The 17,078-nt window shown below is 58.3% G+C and carries 15 protein-coding genes; 1 reads left to right on the forward strand and 14 read right to left on the reverse strand.

Annotated elements, in window-relative coordinates:
- Window positions 1-22 precede the first annotated feature (22 nt).
- The 11 genes from lpxD to ACO6TG_RS01425 form a co-directional block, all read right to left on the reverse strand.
- Window positions 23-1,060, reverse strand: coding sequence for a UDP-3-O-(3-hydroxymyristoyl)glucosamine N-acyltransferase (gene lpxD, locus ACO6TG_RS01375; protein WP_422376546.1), 1,038 nt, complete (start codon window positions 1,058-1,060; stop codon window positions 23-25).
- 78 nt (window positions 1,061-1,138) lie between these two features.
- Window positions 1,139-3,520, reverse strand: a complete 2,382-nt coding sequence (gene bamA, locus ACO6TG_RS01380; RefSeq protein ID WP_422376547.1) for an outer membrane protein assembly factor BamA — start codon at window positions 3,518-3,520, stop codon at window positions 1,139-1,141.
- A gap of 164 nt (window positions 3,521-3,684) precedes the next feature.
- Entirely contained in the window at window positions 3,685-4,827 is a 1,143-nt protein-coding gene (gene rseP / locus ACO6TG_RS01385) for an RIP metalloprotease RseP (protein WP_422376548.1), read from the reverse strand.
- A 100-nt stretch (window positions 4,828-4,927) separates the two neighbouring features.
- Entirely contained in the window at window positions 4,928-6,139 is a 1,212-nt protein-coding gene (locus ACO6TG_RS01390) for a 1-deoxy-D-xylulose-5-phosphate reductoisomerase (protein WP_422376549.1), read from the reverse strand.
- Window positions 6,140-6,155: 16 nt separating this feature from the next.
- Window positions 6,156-6,998, reverse strand: a complete 843-nt coding sequence (locus ACO6TG_RS01395) for a phosphatidate cytidylyltransferase (RefSeq protein WP_422376550.1) — start codon at window positions 6,996-6,998, stop codon at window positions 6,156-6,158.
- Between the two features lie 15 nt (window positions 6,999-7,013).
- Window positions 7,014-7,781, reverse strand: coding sequence for an isoprenyl transferase (locus ACO6TG_RS01400; RefSeq protein ID WP_422376551.1), 768 nt, complete (start codon window positions 7,779-7,781; stop codon window positions 7,014-7,016).
- 35 nt (window positions 7,782-7,816) lie between these two features.
- A complete protein-coding gene (gene frr / locus ACO6TG_RS01405; protein ID WP_094074564.1) occupies window positions 7,817-8,380 on the reverse strand; it encodes a ribosome recycling factor in 564 nt (187 codons plus the stop codon).
- Window positions 8,381-8,570: 190 nt separating this feature from the next.
- Window positions 8,571-9,290, reverse strand: a complete 720-nt coding sequence (gene pyrH, locus ACO6TG_RS01410) for a UMP kinase (protein WP_094070922.1) — start codon at window positions 9,288-9,290, stop codon at window positions 8,571-8,573.
- A gap of 69 nt (window positions 9,291-9,359) precedes the next feature.
- A complete protein-coding gene (gene tsf / locus ACO6TG_RS01415) occupies window positions 9,360-10,277 on the reverse strand; it encodes a translation elongation factor Ts (RefSeq protein ID WP_422376552.1) in 918 nt (305 codons plus the stop codon).
- Window positions 10,278-10,422: 145 nt separating this feature from the next.
- Complete coding sequence (rpsB, locus tag ACO6TG_RS01420; RefSeq protein WP_094070924.1) at window positions 10,423-11,250, reverse strand: 30S ribosomal protein S2; 828 nt, start codon at window positions 11,248-11,250, stop codon at window positions 10,423-10,425.
- 234 nt (window positions 11,251-11,484) lie between these two features.
- Entirely contained in the window at window positions 11,485-11,844 is a 360-nt protein-coding gene (locus ACO6TG_RS01425; RefSeq protein WP_422376553.1) for a winged helix-turn-helix transcriptional regulator, read from the reverse strand.
- A 71-nt stretch (window positions 11,845-11,915) separates the two neighbouring features.
- Here ACO6TG_RS01425 and ACO6TG_RS01430 point away from each other — a divergent pair, with 71 nt between their 5' ends.
- The gene (locus ACO6TG_RS01430; RefSeq protein WP_422376554.1) at window positions 11,916-12,806 is read left to right on the forward strand and encodes a DMT family transporter; all 891 of its coding nucleotides are present in this window, start codon (window positions 11,916-11,918) and stop codon (window positions 12,804-12,806) included.
- 48 nt (window positions 12,807-12,854) lie between these two features.
- On the opposite strand, the gene gltS is transcribed toward ACO6TG_RS01430, so the two are convergent.
- The 3 genes from gltS to ACO6TG_RS01445 form a co-directional block, all read right to left on the reverse strand.
- Complete coding sequence (gltS, locus tag ACO6TG_RS01435; RefSeq protein ID WP_422376555.1) at window positions 12,855-14,084, reverse strand: sodium/glutamate symporter; 1,230 nt, start codon at window positions 14,082-14,084, stop codon at window positions 12,855-12,857.
- Between the two features lie 211 nt (window positions 14,085-14,295).
- Window positions 14,296-16,203, reverse strand: a complete 1,908-nt coding sequence (locus ACO6TG_RS01440; protein ID WP_422376556.1) for a PhoX family protein — start codon at window positions 16,201-16,203, stop codon at window positions 14,296-14,298.
- A 321-nt stretch (window positions 16,204-16,524) separates the two neighbouring features.
- A complete protein-coding gene (locus tag ACO6TG_RS01445; protein ID WP_422376557.1) occupies window positions 16,525-16,974 on the reverse strand; it encodes a cysteine rich repeat-containing protein in 450 nt (149 codons plus the stop codon).
- Window positions 16,975-17,078: the final 104 nt, after the last annotated feature.

Consider the following 17,078-nt stretch of genomic DNA (forward strand, 5'->3'; position numbering starts at 1 on the left):
TATCGATTGTCCGAATTATCGTTTACGATCCGCCGCCGCGCTCTGCAAGTTTTCTCAAGGCGGCAACCTCCCTGAACCACTGCTTTACCGGCTTTGCCGGCGTGCCGCCATAGCGCCCACCCGCTGGAAGGTCTTCGCTGACGACGCTGACGGCGGCGACCTGAGACCCCATACCTATGGTCACGTGGCCACGAACACCGGTCTGTCCGCCTATCGCCACAAAATCTTCCAGTGTACAGCTTCCAGAGAGACCGACCTGGGACACCAGAACACAATGACGTCCGACGATCACATTGTGTCCAATCTGGACCTGGTTATCGATTTTGGTGCCCTCTCCAATCATCGTGTCCCGGTTCGCCCCCCGGTCAATGGTGGTGTTGGCGCCAATTTCCACGTCGTCCTGAATGATGACCCGTCCGACCTGCGGCACTTTAAGGTGACCTCCCGGTCCCATGGCATATCCGAAACCGTCCTGCCCGCAGGCAACACCTGGATGCAGATAGACCCTGTCGCCAAGCACGGAATGCTGAACGGTAGAATTCGGACCGATAACACAGTCACGTCCGATTTTGACGCCGCGGCCAATCACGGCATTCGATCGGATCACGGTACCTGCTCCGATTTCGGCGTCTGGCCCGACAACTGCGCCCGGCTCTACGGTCACATTGTCTTCAAGTCTTGCTTCCGGGTCCACATGCGCCCTATCGGAGACAATTGCCTCGCCAGGTTCACGCGGCTGCATCGCAGCCGGATATAACCGCGCCAAGACCATTGCCCAGGAGCGGTAGGCATCGGCACATACCAGTACCGCAACACCTTCCGGCACCTTGTCCTTGTGCCTTTTGCCGACCAGACAGGCCGTTGCCGTGGTCGCTTCAAGTTGTTTCAGGTAGGCAGTGTTGTCAAAGAAGACCAAAGCGCCAGATCCGGCATCTTCAAGCGGACCGACACTTGAAATTTCCAGCGAGGGATCGCCGCGATAGATCTCGGCATTCGCCCAAGTGGCAATATCGCTCAGCGAAACCGGGGCTGGCGCCTCGAAGAAACTCGGCTCGGACATGTCGTTACCCTTCTTGCCTCCAAACAAAAACGGCCGCCGATCATATCGGCGGCCGTAACTGTTCTATGAGACCGCAGTTTAGAACCGTGTGCCACCGCTCAGGCGGAACACCTGGGTCTTGTCGTCGTCATCCTTGACCAGCGGGTAGGCAAAGTCGGCGCGCAGCGGACCGAACGGCGAGTTCCAGCGGATGCCTGCACCAACCGACGCGCGGATGTTGAAATCATTCGAGTCCACCCGGCCGCCATTGTTCTCTACGAGATTGACGAGATCGCTGTCTGAATCCCACAGAGACCCGGCATCCGCGAACACCGCACCACTCAGGCCGAATTCCTTCGGCAGGATCGGGAACGGGAAACGTGTCTCAGCAGTTGCAGCGAAGAAGAACTGGCCACCGAGAGCGTCTCCGGTCCCGCCATCACGCGGACCAATGCCCTGGTTCTCGAAGCCACGCACGAGATTGCCACCGAGCATGAACTGTTCTGAGACGCGCAGACGCTCGTCCCCAAGCGCGAAGATGTTACCACCACGAACAGACACGCTACCGACAAGACCGTAGTCCGCCAGGATTTCCTTGTAGGCACGGGCCTGAGCTTCGGTTTTGACGTAGTAGCTGTCACCGCCAACGCCGGCAAATTCCTGACCGAAGGACGCATAGAAACCGTCGGTCGGATCGACGTTCCGGTCGAGTGTGTTGTAGCGCAGTTCATAACCGACGAGAGACGTCAGATAGGTACCGAGCGAGTCACACACCGCCAGCGACAGTTTCGAGGTGTCGCAGTTGTTGATGCCGGTGGACTTGTTGTCCGGGTCGGAGTTGTCCTCAGAGAAGATGTTATAGAACAGACGAAGTGTCAGCTCTTCCTCGCGCAGCGGCAAGGTGAAACCGAAACCGCCACCGGTTTTCTTCTGATCGAACGAACGGTAGTCGTTGGCATCGTCAACCTTGCGATACACATCCAGATCGAGTGCAACCCGACGCCCCATGAAGAACGGCTCGACGAAGCGGAACTCGTAGGACTGCGTGTCTGTACCGCCGCCAACGGCGAGCTTCACGAACTGCCCACGGCCCAGGAAGTTCTTCTCGGTCAGAGAGATATCACCGATAACGCCGTCCACCGTTGAATAGCCAACACCGAAGGAAATTTCACCGGTCGGCTTTTCTTCAACACGCACATTCACGATAACGCGGTCGGGAGAGCTGCCCTGCTGCGTGGTGACAGACACTTTTTCGAAGAAGCCGAGGTTCCGCAGCCGACGCTCAGCCTTGTCAACCAGCGCACGGTTGAAGGCATCTCCTTCGGCAATATCGAACTCACGGCGAATGACATATTCGCGTGTGCGGTCGTTGCCGATGATATTGATGCGCTCAACATAGGCCCGCGGGCCTTCTTCAATGTAGTAGATCAGCGAGATCGTGTTGTTGTCGTAGTCACGCGCACCACGCGGGCGGACCCGGGCAAAGGCATAGCCTTCTTCGGAGACACGCAGCGTGATGTCTTCGACGGTCTGCTCGACCCGAAGAGAATTGAACGTACGACCGCTTTTGGTACGAACCAGACGACGCAGCTCTTCCGGATCGACATCCGGGATCGTGGATACGATTTCCACGTCGCCGATTTCGTATTTCTCGCCCTCATCAACGGTGAAGGTCACGTAGAAGATATTCTGCTCACGATCGAGATCAGCGCTGACCGAAACAATCCGGAAATCGGCATAACCCTTTTTGTTGTAATACTGGCGCAGCAGCTCTTCGTCCGCAGCAAGCCGATCGGGATCGTAGGTATCCGTGCTGCGCAGGAAGCTCAACAGACCGCTTTCGCGCGTCCGGATCACGTCGCGCAGACGGCCATCGCTAAAGGAGTTGTTGCCGATAAAACTGATCCGCTCCACACCGGTCTTGGCGCCTTCATTGATCTCAAAGACGAGATCGACGCGATTTTGACCGCGGTCGATGATCTGCGGATCAACGGATGCGCCGTACCGACCGGAGCGGCGATAGGCTTCAAGAATGTTCTGAACATCGGCCTGAACTTTGGCGCGAGACAGCATCGAGCGCGGCTGAGACCGCACAGCTGTTTCAAGCGCGTCATCCTTGATCTTGCGGTTACCCTCGAAGGACACCCGATTGATGATCGGGTTCTCCGTAACCGTAACGACCACGGTGCTGCCACGCGGGGTGATGTCAACCGTGGCAAACAGACCGGTTGCATAAAGCGCCTTCAAGCTCTCATCGACATCAAAGGCACTGTAAGAGCGCCCCGGGACGATGGTCATGTAGCTGATAACCGTTTCATCCTCGACACGGGTATTCCCGTTGACCTGGATGCTGCGGGCGACGGCTGCTTGTGCCTCGCTGACAAGCGACACAGGCCCAAAGGCCTGCGGCATGGCCGAACCGACCGTGAAAATCGCTGCCGCAAGCAGAACGGCCCGTGTAAGTTTCTGCAATCGCTGCATTATTGCGCTATGCCTTTGTTTTTAATACCCCTCCCGGGAATCCGCACTCACCCCAGCAGATTCTCGGAACCGACGAGTGTTTTATAGGTTTTTACCGATAACGCAACCGCCCTTCCGGGCTGAAAGCGATTTAGTCTGAAGACGTTGCGTCAATGTCACGGGTCTCATGAATTTGTCCCCACCAGCCTCATGATATCCTTCCAGGTGACAAACACCATCAGCATGAGAACAAGCCCCAATCCGATCCGGAAACCAACGTCCTGAACCCGCTCGCTCAGAGGTTTGCCGCGCAGGGCCTCGGCGGCAAAATACACAAGGTGGCCACCGTCGAGAATCGGCACGGGAGCGAGGTTGATCAGGCCAATGCTGACCGACAGCACCGCAGTCAGTGAAATCAGCGGCAGAATTCCCAGATCTGCGACCTGCCCGGAAATCTGTGCCACGCGGATCGGCCCACCAAGCTGATCAGCCGACTGGCGCTGCGTGATCACACCCCAGATATAGCTGGCGGTGCCGTCAATGATCCGCCAGGTCTCCCGACCTCCCTCGGCAATCGCCTCAAGCGGCGTATATTTGATGAGCACGACGTTTTCCGGGTTCGCAGCCCCGCGCAGCCCGATGTCGCCCGCCACCTGCCGCTCGCCCATGAAGACTTCTTTTTCTTTCGCGTCCGGCGTGACGGTCAGGGTGACCAGCTTGCCATTCCGGTCCACTTCAAACACCAGTGGTGTATTGGCGTTCATCAGGACGACCTGACGCAACTCGTTGAAAGTCTGGATCTTTCGCCCGTCGATTTCCTCAACGACGTCTCCGGCCTGGATGCCGCCGCGCTCCGCAGCTCCCCCGGCAAAGACCTCTTCGACGACCGGACGCAGTCCCTGTTTGCCTATCATCACAAACAGGGCGGCAAAGATGACAATGGCGAGAATGAAGTTGGCGATCGGTCCGGCCGCGACAACGGCCGCCCGTTGCCAGACAGGCTTGGCGATAAACGCCGTCTTCCGCTCTTCGTCGCTCATCTGAGCGATCAGTTCCCGACTGGGCACGCTGGCAGCGTTTTCATCACCTGCAAATTTCACGTAGCCACCAAGCGGGATCCAGCACAGTTTCCAGCGCGTTCCTTTCCTGTCGGTGCGTCCGATCAGCTCACGCCCGAACCCGACGGAAAACGCATCCACCTTGACGTTACACCAACGCGCGACGGCAAAATGTCCAAGCTCATGAAAAAACACCACAATCGTGAGCACGAACAGAAACGGCACGATCGTGCCGACGATGAGGGAGTAAGCGGAGAGAAGAAGATCCATGTAAGGTGTCCGATCGCGCGCAGCCTGGATGTGTCTGATGCACCGTACTAAAAGGAAAATTACGGCGTGTTAATGGTGCGCCGTGTTTTTTCGTGACCTGTCAACGTGATAAACGCCTGGCCTCGATCCATTCCTCCGCCCTTTTTCGCGCGATCGCATCTATGGCCAGAACATCTTCGACCGTGCTGGCTTCACGGAGATCGCCCTGCCCGCCCATTGCGTCCAGAACGGCTTCTATTGCTGCAGGAATATCCATGAAGCCGGCTTTGCCGGTCAGGAAGGCGTCAACCACGGCCTCATCAGCCGCATTCAGCGCCGCTGGGGCACCACCGCCAGCCTTCATCGCGTCCAAAGCCAGTCTGAGCGACGGGAACCGGTTCAGATCCGGTGCCTCGAAGGTCAGCGTCGCAATTTCGGCGAGGTCCAGCTTCCTAACGGGCACCTCCATCCTGTCGGGAAAAGCAAGACAGTGGGCAATCGGCGTTCTCATGTCTGGACTGCCAAGTTGGGCCAACAATGACCCGTCCTTGTACTGCACCAGTCCATGCACCACCGATTGCGGATGTACCAGCACGCCGAGATCATCATGCGAAACGGGGAAAAGGTGCGAGGCTTCAATGACTTCAAAGCCTTTGTTCATCATGGTCGCACTATCGATCGTGATCCGCGCGCCCATATCCCAATTGGGGTGTTTCAGGGCCTGTTCCGGCGTAACCCGGTTCATGTCCTCTTTTGCCATCTGCCGGAAAGGACCGCCAGAGGCGGTCAGGATGACTTTTTCCACCTGGTCGGCCTTGTCGGCCTCGAAGACCTGAAAAATCGCGTTATGCTCGCTGTCGACCGGCAGGAGTTCTGCCCCGGTCTCGCGGATCCTGGCCATGAACAGATCGCCGGCACAGACAAGACATTCCTTGTTGGCGAGAGCGATGCGCCGCCCCGGCCGGATCGCACGCATGGTCGGTATCAGTCCGGCAGACCCGACAATGGCGCCGACAACAAGATCCGTTTCCCGGTCGACCGCTTCCAGCACCGCGGTCCCTCCGCCGCTAACGTCGATTCCGGTTCCAGCAAGATGTGCGGCCAGATCGTCGAGGCGCGCCTCGTCAGCAAGAACGGCCGCACCGGCACGAAGTTTCCTGGCCATGTCGGCCAGAAGGTCCGCATTGCGATTGGCGACGAGCGCGACCACCTCGAACCGGTTCGGATTGCGTTCGATGAGGTCTGCCAGACTTTGGCCGATGGAACCGGTCGCTCCCAGAACGGTGATGCGAACCGGACGCTTGTTGTCTTGAACTGCGGGACCACCCGCCATCGGCCTCACTCCAGAATTAGGTCAGTCCAAGCCCGGCGATCGGATCCGACAAGGCCCCTCCAGCGACCAGACCGAGGAGGACCGCAAAGATTGCGGCTGCCACCAGTCCGTCGATGCGGTCCATGATGCCGCCATGCCCCGGAATGAGCTTGCTTGAATCCTTGACGTCAAAGCGGCGTTTGATAGCGGACTCCAGTAGATCACCCGCTTGCGAAACAACCGACAGCGCAGCAGCGAGAAGGGCCCAGAACACCAGGTCTGAGGCGCCTGCAAAATACGCAACACCAGTTCCAAAAAGCGTTGCAAGCAACAGTCCGCCAATCGCACCGGACCAGGTCTTCTTGGGCGAGACTCTGGCCCATAGCTTGGGACCACCGAGTGCACGTCCTGTGAAATAGGCAAAGATGTCGGTCGCCCAAACAACAAACAACAGAAAGAAGATGAACAGCAGTCCACCAGACCCTTCCCTCAGGGCCAGCAGAGAAAAAAGAGCGAGGCCGCTGTAAAGCGTACCTTCTGCGCCCCAGCGGCCACTCCGTGAAAACCCGCTGAAGGCGAATACGGCAAGCGCCCCCAGAAGCAATGCGCCAAGACCGGCCTCCGGCATCCCGGCGGCATGCAACGCCGCGATCACCAGCATCACCCCCTGCCCGATCACGGAGGTAACCGATTTCAAGGGTGTCCCTGTCATGGAAAACCATTCCCAGAGGAACAGCATTGCCGCAACCAGCATGAGCAACGTGAAGGCGAGCCCGCCGAAATAGGCGATAGCGAGCACAACGGGTCCCAGCACAACGGCGGAGGCAAGGCGCACGCCCAGATCGGAGAGTTTCTTCGGTGGTTGCTCTGTCTCTGCCATTCTGACTGCCGGACGTTAAAACGTCTTGGCGCTCACGCCACCGTAACGACGCTCACGGGCGCCGAAACAGTCGAGAGCCTTGTCGAAAGCCGTTTCATCAAAATCCGGCCAGAGCAGGTCACAAAAATAGAATTCGGAATAGGCCGCCTGCCAAAGCAGGAAATTGGAAAGGCGCATTTCGCCGCTGGTGCGAATAATCAGATCGGGATCCGGCAGCCCTGCCGTGTCCAGCTCTTCGGACAGGAGGTCTTCTGTTACGTCTTCTGGATTGAACACGCCGCTGGCGACTTTCTGCGCCACCGCCTGTGCAGCCCGCAGGATTTCATCCCTTGCGCCGTAATTGAACGCCACCACCAGCTCAAGACCGGAATTGTCGCGGGTCAGGTCTTCGGCTTCTTTGAGCAGCTTCAAAATTCCCGGTTCAAGATCGCTGCGCCCGCCAATGATACGGATCTTGACATTTGCCTCATGCAGTTCGCTCAGGTCGCGTTGCACAAACCGGCGCAGCAACCCCATCAAAAACGAGACCTCCGCTTCCGGACGGCTCCAGTTCTCGGACGAGAAACTATAGATTGTAATGACGTCAATACCGACCTTGCCGGCATGGCGGATCACTTTGCGAAGCGCTTCCAGCCCCTGCCTGTGGCCTTCGGTACGCGGCAGTCCGCGCGCCGTTGCCCAACGGCCATTGCCATCCATGATGAAGGCAACGTGACGCGGCAACTTGGCACCGGAGCTGGCCGACGCCGAGGTTTGCAGGTTGTGATCCGGGTTGACGCTCATGTGCTCCCCAACTCACCGGGCCCGGTCCGAACGGATCAGACCTGGGAAATTTCCTGCTCTTTTTTCTCAAGCATTGCATCCACTTCCGCGATCATCTGATCGGTCAGCTTCTGCACCTCATCAGAGGCTGCGCGGCTGTCATCCTGAGAGATATCTCCGTCTTTTTCAGCCTTCTTGGCATCGTCCATGCCATCGCGACGAACGTGACGGATCGCAACCTTAGCGCCTTCGGCATATTTATGAGCGACCTTGATCAGCTCCTGGCGGCGCTCTTCATTCAGTTCCGGGATCGGCAAACGGAGCAGCTGGCCATCAACAACGGGGTTGAGACCGAGATTCGATTCCCGGATGGCCTTCTCGACAGCGGCAACCATGCTCTTGTCCCACACCTGAACGGCAACCATGCGCGGCTCCGGTACGGAAACAGTTGCGACCTGGTTGATCGGCATGGCCTGACCATAGGCATCGACAGAGATCGGATCCATCATGGACGCGGAAGCACGGCCGGTTCGCAGACCTGCAAATTCGGTTTTCAGCACCGACAAAGCCCCCTGCATGCGGCGCTTGAGATCGTCCAGGTCCACACCTTCTACCGACATTTTGTCCTCACTGTTTTTCTTCATTTGGCGGAAGCGGGTCGATCGAAACCGGGCCGTCTGGGCCACATGTCTGCGATTCCGCTCGCAACAGAATCCGGATCTTCAGCAGACCGAAGAGTCTCGGCGCGCGCCAACATGGCATAAACGCACCGAAACACAAGAGCTTGTGCAATGAATGCGGCTAATTCTTTCAGTCACCCACGACTGTGTAGGTGCCCGTTTCCTGGAGCACGCTTACCAAGGCACCCGGTGAATGAATCGAAAACACGATCACGGGAATGGAATTGTCGCGGGCAAGCGCGATTGCCGTCGTGTCCATGACCTTCAGATTGCGCGTGATGACTTCCTCGTAACCGAGGGTCTCATACCGCTCCGCGTCCGGATTGACCTTCGGATCTTCCGAATAGACACCGTCCACCTGTGTGCCCTTCAGGAAGGCGTCGCATTTCATTTCAGCTGCGCGAAGGGCAGCACCACTGTCGGTGGTGAAGAACGGGTTGCCCGTGCCGCCTGCGAAGATGATGACGTCACCGTCCTCCATGTAACGGTCGGCTACACGTTGGGAGAAGGTCTCGCAGATCGACGGTACGGCAACCGCTGACAGCACACGAGCATTGACCTTCAACCGGCGCAGGGCATCTGCAAGCGTCAGGCTGTTCATGATGGTCGCGAGCATGCCCATATGGTCGCCCGTGACGCGATTGCCGCCCTTGGCAGCGACGGCAACGCCGCGGAAGATATTGCCTCCGCCGACGACCACGCCGACCTGAGCACCAAGCGCCACTGCGTCGGCAATCTCCTTCGCGATCCTCTGCACAATGGCCGGGTCAATTCCAAAAGCCTGGGACCCCATAAGGGCCTCACCGGAGAGCTTCAGAAGGATCCGTTTCCAGCGCAGAGAATTCGTCATGGGTCACCCTTTTAGAAAATTGTCTTCCTAAAAAAAAAGCGCCGGACTTGCCGGCGCTTTCTTTCGAGCTTACTGCCCGGTGGCTGCCGCCACCTCTGCGGCGAAGTCTTGCTCTTCCTTCTCGATCCCCTCGCCGAGAGCGAAGCGGACAAAGCCGGTGAGTTTGACGTCTGTGCCGAGTTCTTTCGCGAGCGCCTCGACGGCCTGCTCAACCGTAAGATCCGGGTTGATGACAAAGGCCTGCTTCACGAGGGTAACTTCCTCGTAGAATTTGCGCAAACGGCCTTCCACCATTTTTTCAATGATGTTTTCCGGCTTGCCGGATTCGCGCGCCTGCTCGGAGAACACGGTTTTCTCACGCTCGACCACAGCCGGGTCGAGAGCTTCGGTGTTCAGCGCCAGCGGGCTGGTCGCAGCAACGTGCATGGCGATCTGACGGCCAAGTGCATCGAGCTTGTCCTTGTCGCCGGAAGATTCCAGAGCGACGAGAACGCCAATCTTGCCAAGACCGTCAACCACCTTGCCGTGAACATAGGTGGACACAACGCCTTCGTTCACGCCGAGAACGGCGGAACGGCGCAGGGTCATGTTTTCACCAATGGTCGCGATCGCGTCGGTGATGGCTTCGGAAACCGGCTTGCCATCGAGATTCGCAGCGGCCAGGGCTTCAACGGTGCCGTCAGTGCCGACAGCAATCTTGGTAACCTTGGAGACCAGCTCCTGGAAACCTTCGTTGCGCGCGACGAAGTCGGTTTCGGAATTCAGCTCGACAACGGCAGCCTTTGCGCCGTCTGTAGACACACCGACCAGACCTTCAGCGGCCACACGGCCTGCCTTCTTGGCAGCCTTGGCCAGGCCCTTGGTGCGCAGCCAGTCAACAGCTGCTTCCATGTCACCGCCCGATTCATTCAGAGCGGTTTTACAGTCCATCATGCCAGCGCCGGATTTCTCACGGAGCTCTTTTACCATCGCAGCGGTAATGCTCATCGATTGCCTCGTGGACGGGGGGTTTCAGATGAGACACGGTGTAGCCGATCGCTTTCCGCGTCTTTATGACGGGACTGCAACAAATTGCAGTCCGCCTTGCGAATTCAACATAAATCTGCCGCGCGGGACGCGGCAGAGTTATTCTTTAGGCCTGGGCCGCAGCAGCTTCTTCAGCCGGGGCAGCTTCAGCAGCTTCGACCGGAGCTTCTTCGCCTTCAGCGGCGAGAGCTTCTTCAAGCGGAGCCTCTTCCGATTCGCCGATATCCATGCCGGCGGCACCCTGGGCACGGGAAATGCCGTCGATGGCAGCGCGGGCAATCAGATCGCAGTAAAGCGAGATCGCACGGCCTGCATCGTCGTTGCCCGGCACCGGATAGGTGATGCCATCCGGATTGGAGTTGGAATCGAGGATTGCTGCAACCGGGATACCCAGACGACGGGCTTCCTGGATGGCGATGGCTTCACGGTTGGTATCGATCACGAAGATCAGGTCCGGGATACCGCCCATGTCCTTGATGCCGCCCAGGTTCCGCTCGAGCTTTTCACGCTCGCGGTCCATGAACAGACGCTCTTTCTTGGTCAGAGCGTTGGCAGCGTCGGAGGACAGGGTCTCTTCCAGCTTGCGCAGGCGCTGAATGGACTGGGAGATGGTCTTCCAGTTGGTCAGCATGCCGCCGAGCCAGCGGGCGTTGACAAAGTACTGAGCGGAGTTGCGCGCGGACGAAGCAACAGCTTCCTGAGCCTGGCGCTTGGTGCCGACCAGAAGAACGCGGCCACCGCCGGCAACCGTGTCGGACACAGCCTTCAGAGCCTGGTGCAGCAGCGGAACGGTCTGGGACAGATCCATGATGTGAACATCGTTGCGTACACCAAAGATGTACTGACCCATGCGCGGGTTCCAACGGTGTTTCTGGTGACCAAAGTGCACACCAGCTTCGAGCAGCTGGCGCATGGTGAAATCGGGCAATGCCATGGCCCTTATCTCCTGAGTTTTCCGGTTTGACCTCCGCAAGAGGATGTGGACCGGAGGAAACGTTCCTCGCGGGCACCGGATGGACCCCGATAAGCTCAGGTTCCGCCCCTTGCGTGTGGAATGCGCGCCTTATAGTGGGGAAGAAATTTTATTTCAAGGCCCAAACGCCAGTTTTCTTCAGGGATTGGCCCGGTTCTCGACGCTGCCGCGAATTCTCTCGGCCAGACCCTGGCGTCAATCGGGTCTGCGCCGTGTTTTGCTACCAAATACCGTTTCTGACCAGTTCTCGGACCAGCGGCCGAATGGTTGCAGCAGGCCAAACAGCTCCTGCCCCATCGCGGTCAGCACATATCCGGTGCCGTCATGATCGACAAGTGCACATTCCCTAAGCTCCTTGAGCCGCTTGTTGAGAACGGTCGGTGACACGCCTTCGCACCTCTTCTGCAAATCCCGAAAGGTCAGACCGTCTTCAGAAAGTTGCCAGATGACGCCGAGCGCCCAGCTTCGGCCCAGAAGGTCGAACAGGGCCATGATCGGTTTGCCGGTTTTCGATCCCCTGACCGGCGCTCCGGGCTTCGGAATGGAGTGAGACATATTCCCTCTTGCTATCTTTTTTGTAGCAAACTATTGCTACGTGATCAGTAGCAAGCCTGAAGGAGATTGTCATGTTGTTCCTGCCTGTTGCCGCGGCGATCGGAGCCTCGACAGGCTGGGCTACCGGAATTGTCCTGGCACAGTCCCCTGCCCGCCGCCTCGGAGCCTTTGAATTCACACGCATACAGTTGACCGCTTGCGCAGCTATCCTGTCCCTGATCTGCACGCTCCTGGGATTTTGGCCTTCCGTGCTCTGGCATCACTGGCCGGCCTTTGCCTTGAGCAGCGTTGTCGGTATTCTTCTGGGAAACCTGGCAATGATCGAGTGTCTGCGCAGAGGCGGACCGAGGCGCACGGAAATCCTGCTTGCCCTCAAGGGACCTGTTGTTGCCGTATTGGCTTTCGTCTGGCTCGGGGAAACGCCTTCCGCAAATGTTCTGATTGGCGGACTGGTTGTCCTAGGCGGCATTTTCCTTGCCATTCAATTTGGCGGGAGCGAACAATCGGCCAGCGACAGACTGAGCGGCGGCCTGTCCGGCGTCGTCCTCCTCGGATTTCTGGCCACAATTTGTCAGGGCCTCGGATTTCTGGTTGTCAAACCGGCCATGGCCGAGGGCATGTCGCCCCTGACGGTTTCCGCGGTCAGGTTGCTGGGCGCAGCTTTCCTGCTCTCTGTCGTGGCATTGTGGCCTGCGCGCGCATTTCGCCCGAGCCATCCTCTGACCCCGGTGCTGCTTGGACGCACCATCCTGCCCGGTGTGATCGGGTACATCGTCTCGTCGTCGCTTCTGCTTTATGCCTTCAAGAACCTGGATGCGGGCCTGGCTGCGCTGTTGGGGTCGCTTTCCCCTGTCCTCGTGCTGCCGATCCTGTGGTTGAAGGAGGGACAGCCACCGACACTGCCTGCGGTGCTCGGGGCGCTGGTCACCCTTGCAGGAATAGCACTCATCCTACTTTTCTAGGGGTTTTGCAGACGCCGCCCCTCCTCAATCGGCCCTGGGGTCCTGACCCTAACCCAATCCGAGAAACCACTTGATCAGGAAGGCATTGGCCAGGTCGACAAAAAACGCCGAAATCAGCGGCAAGACGATAAAGGCGAGCGGTGACGGTCCGTAGCGCTGCGTCACAGCCTTCATGTTGGCAATTGCCGTTGGCGTGGCCCCCAGTGCAAAGCCGGCAAACCCGGCGGAGAGGACCGCGGCAAAATAGTTCCTACCCATCACACGGAACACGATCAGGACAATGAAGAGCGACGCAGCCACAGCTTGTAGCATCATGGTGACCACCAGCACGCCGGCACTGCTGGCCAGCGTCCAGAGTTCCATGCTCATCAGCGACATCGACAGGAACACCGAGAGGCTGAACTCGTTGATCAGATCCATCGACTGCGACCCGGCGGGGGCCTTGGCTTTCTTGAAGACAAGGGGCAAGAGATTGGACAGAAGAATGCCCGAAATCAGACAAGGCACAAACAAGGGCAGTTTGAGTCCGGCAGCCTCCAGGCTTTCGCTCGCGGAATAGCCGATCGCGATCGCCAGATGGATCCAGAGAATGCAGCGCATGATCTCGACATGATTGATCGGCGCCCGTGTCTCATCCGTAGCAGCAGCTTCTGACGTTTCGGCTGCACCATCCTCAGACGTTGCCGTGATGTTGTTTCTGGTGATCAGGTATTTGGCGATGGGGCCACCTAGGACACTGGCCAGAATGAGGCCGACCGTGGCCGAGGCGATCCCCAGTTCCGCCGCGCCGACGACCCCATAGTCAGACGCTATTGTCGGGCCCCAGGCGATCGCCGTGCCATGCCCCCCGATCAGGGAGGCTGTTCCCAGAAGCACACCGGCTTGCGACGGCATGCCGAACAGGAGCGCTCCGGCCATGCCGACAAAATTCTGCACCACCATGAAGGTCAGCGTCAGGCCGAGCATGATCGCCAGGATCGGACCACCACGCATCAGGTCGGAAATGCGCGCGTTGAGCCCGACTGTCGTAAAAAAATAGACCAGCAGGAAATCCCGGACGGACAAATCATATTCAATCACCCTGCCCGTCGCGATCACCACAAGAAGCGCGCAAAAGGCTGCAGCCAGACCACCACTCACCGGTTCCGGAATACTGTAGGCCGACAGGATGTTGAAGCGTTTGGTCAGCCGCGCACCCAGAAAGTAGACAATGATGCCAAGCGTGAATGCGGCAAAACTGTCAATCACGATCGGGGAAACGTCTGCGGCGGGATCCATGACAAGCTCCGGATTGATCAATGAATTCTGGGCAATAGGCAGAGGATCGGCAACCAGGCCGTCCTCGGATAATGGTCGGTCGCGGCGTTCAGTTTATTCGGCGCAAGCAGAGCATTTCGCAGCCATTCCGGCAACCGCTGTCTCATCAATTGAACTGCAAAAAAATCGGCCGGTGCAGAACCGGCCGATCTGTTGTGCTGGCTTTTTAGCGTTAGCCGACGAGGCCACCATCCTCGCGCGTGACCGCAATGATGGCCGACCGCGGGACCGACTCGCCGCCTTCCGGCCAGTGGCTGTCGCCGCGCTCACCCGGGTGCTGGATCCCGACAAACATCGTCCGGCGGTCCGGCGACCAGGTCAGACCAGTGACTTCACATTCATTCGGCCCCACCAGGAAGCGTCGGATTTCTCCGGTAACCGGATCGCCCGCAAGCATCTGATTGTTGCCCTGGCCGGCAAAATCACCTTCGTTCTTGTAGCTGCCGTCGGTCTGGATCCACAGGAGGCCATTGTCATCGAAGGCAAGCCCGTCCGGCGAGTTGAACATGTTGTCGGCAGTGACATTGGCCGAACCGCGATAGGCATCGGAATGCACCGTCGGATTGCCGGCCAGCACATAGAGATCCCAGGTGAAGCCCGGCAGCGTGTGATCGCCACCATCCGGACGCCAGCGAACGATCTGACCGTAATTGTTCTTCTCGCGCGGGTTCGGACCGTTGACGGAGGTGTCATCCCCCCCTGCATTCGGTTTCACACCACGGTTCTTGTTGTTTGTCAGACAGCAGTAGACTTCCGCAACATTGGGATTGGCCGCAACCCATTCCGGCCGGTCCATGGTCGTCGCACCGACAGCGGAGGCTGCCTGGCGGGTGTGGATCTGGATCTCGGCCTGAGACGCCATGCCGGTCGATTCGGGGGTCAGTGCCACCCAGGTTCCCGTGCCATTTGCGTTGAACTTGGCAACGGAAAGCGTCCCGTTCTCCATCAGCTCATTGGTGTCGACACCTGGCGCATAAACACCGTCGGAGACATAGCGGTAGAGAAATTCGCCACGTTCGTCGTCGCCCATATAGATGACAATGCGGCCATCATTGTTGACGACGGCTTCGGCGTTTTCATGCTTGAAGCGGCCAAGGGCGGTGCGCTTTTTCGGCGTGGACGTCGGGTCGGTCGGGTCGATCTCGACAACATAGCCTGCCCGGTTCGGCTCGTTGGGATGTTTGGCGACATCGAACCGCTCGTCAATCTTTGCCCAGCCATAGCCCCAGTCACTCGTGTTGACGCCGTAGCGCTTCATGGCCGGTGTGATGGACTTGGGATTGTCGTCCTGAACGTCTTCGCTGGAGGAGAAGTAGCCATTGAAGTTTTCTTCACAGGCCAGATAGGTCCCCCACGGCGTCGTGCCGTTGCCGCAGTTGTTCCAGGTACCGAGCGTTTTGGTACCGCTCGGGTCGGCATCGGTTTTCATCAGGTCGTGGCCGGCAGCCGGTCCGGTAATCACCATTTCCGTCTTCGGCGTGATGCGGCGATTATAAGGGCTGTCCTTGACAATATGCCACTTGCCGTCGGTGTTGGCGATTTCGACGACAGATACACCGTGCGCCATCATACCCTTGGCAATGTCATCGTCCGATGCCGGTTTCGCATCCGGGTTGTTGCCCCAAAGAATGTCCCGGTTGGTGTATTCGTTGTTGACCACCAGAAGCGTCTTGCCGTTATGCGAAAAGACGTCCATGCCGTCGGTGTTGTCGCCAAAAGCGCGCTCCTGGCTGGCAGCCGTGCCGCGGGTCGCATGATCGAATTCCGGCGCGTCGGACCACATCGGGTCACCCCAGCGCACCAGGATCTCGGCCTTGTAGCCTGCCGGAACCACAACGTCGTCGGCAACGGATGTGCCGATCTGATCGAAGGCAAAGCGGTCGGTGGCTGCCTTGGCAACTCCCGGCACCAGGCTGCCGCCAACTGCGGCAAAGCTGCCAAAGGCCAGAACGCCGCCCAGGAAGCCGCGGCGGCTCAATGCAGCTTCCACGACCCGGTCGAAATCGCACTCCTCCGGTCGCGGATTGATCTTTTCGTCGAATTCATCGAACGAGAGCGTGTGGTTCTCGGTATCTTTCATGAATTTCACTCACTGGCTCACTGAAGATTAGCTGGCTAATGTGTTTACAAACGCCACCTTAACGATAGGCGCGTTAACTCACAACCTTCGATCAGGTAACCCGTTTGTTGCGGGTTACACGTGGCGCCCGTCGAACCGGGCCTCACGATACCGGTACGGTAGTATCCGCATTTTTAGGTTTGATGACGGCAGCCGCAAAATTGCTCCTGCGGGCAGGCGCAAAGAGGCTGTGATGCCATCAAATTTTTCCCCAACCTGCAACAGTCATAAGAGGTCTAGCCCACTTCCTCGCGTTCGTCATGTTACATATTTTTCATTGACTTAACGCCTTCCGGACAAAATCGCCTTGGCCTCTGCGTGGCAAGGTTTGCCGATCCGGCCGGACCAGGCGTAGAGGCATGCCAGGAGCCTGTCCGTCGGACCGACACCGGCACAATGAGACCGAATGTCCTTCGCGCAAATTTCCCTGAACTTCGAGTCTCGCGCTGTCCCCTTTAGAGAGTTCAAATCGGCTGGCACCATTCGCTGGAAGGTTCCGCTGCGCGTGACCTTTGTAAGTTCCGGTTTACAGGCACCTGAAATCTTGTTGCCATGCGCAAACAGGCAGGCAGAAATTCGGCCGCGCCCTTCCTTGACCCCATTGCACAACGAAGCGACGTCCACCTTGCAGGCCGTCATGAGAGAGCTTGCGTGCGCGTGACCGCTCGGTGTCGCAATCGCAGCAAAGAGAATCGCAGCGCCAAACAGTGCTTGCTTGAACCCGCCAGCCATCCGTTGTCACCTCGCAAGATGCAATGGCCCCCAGCCAGAAGCTTCAGGCCCGTATGGTAGCGCATCAGATTACGTAACGGAAGTTTGTGGTTCGATTCATCTCC

Origin of the sequence: Roseibium sp. (assembly GCF_965233565.1) — a bacterium.
Taxonomy (GTDB): Bacteria; Pseudomonadota; Alphaproteobacteria; order Rhizobiales; family Stappiaceae; genus Roseibium.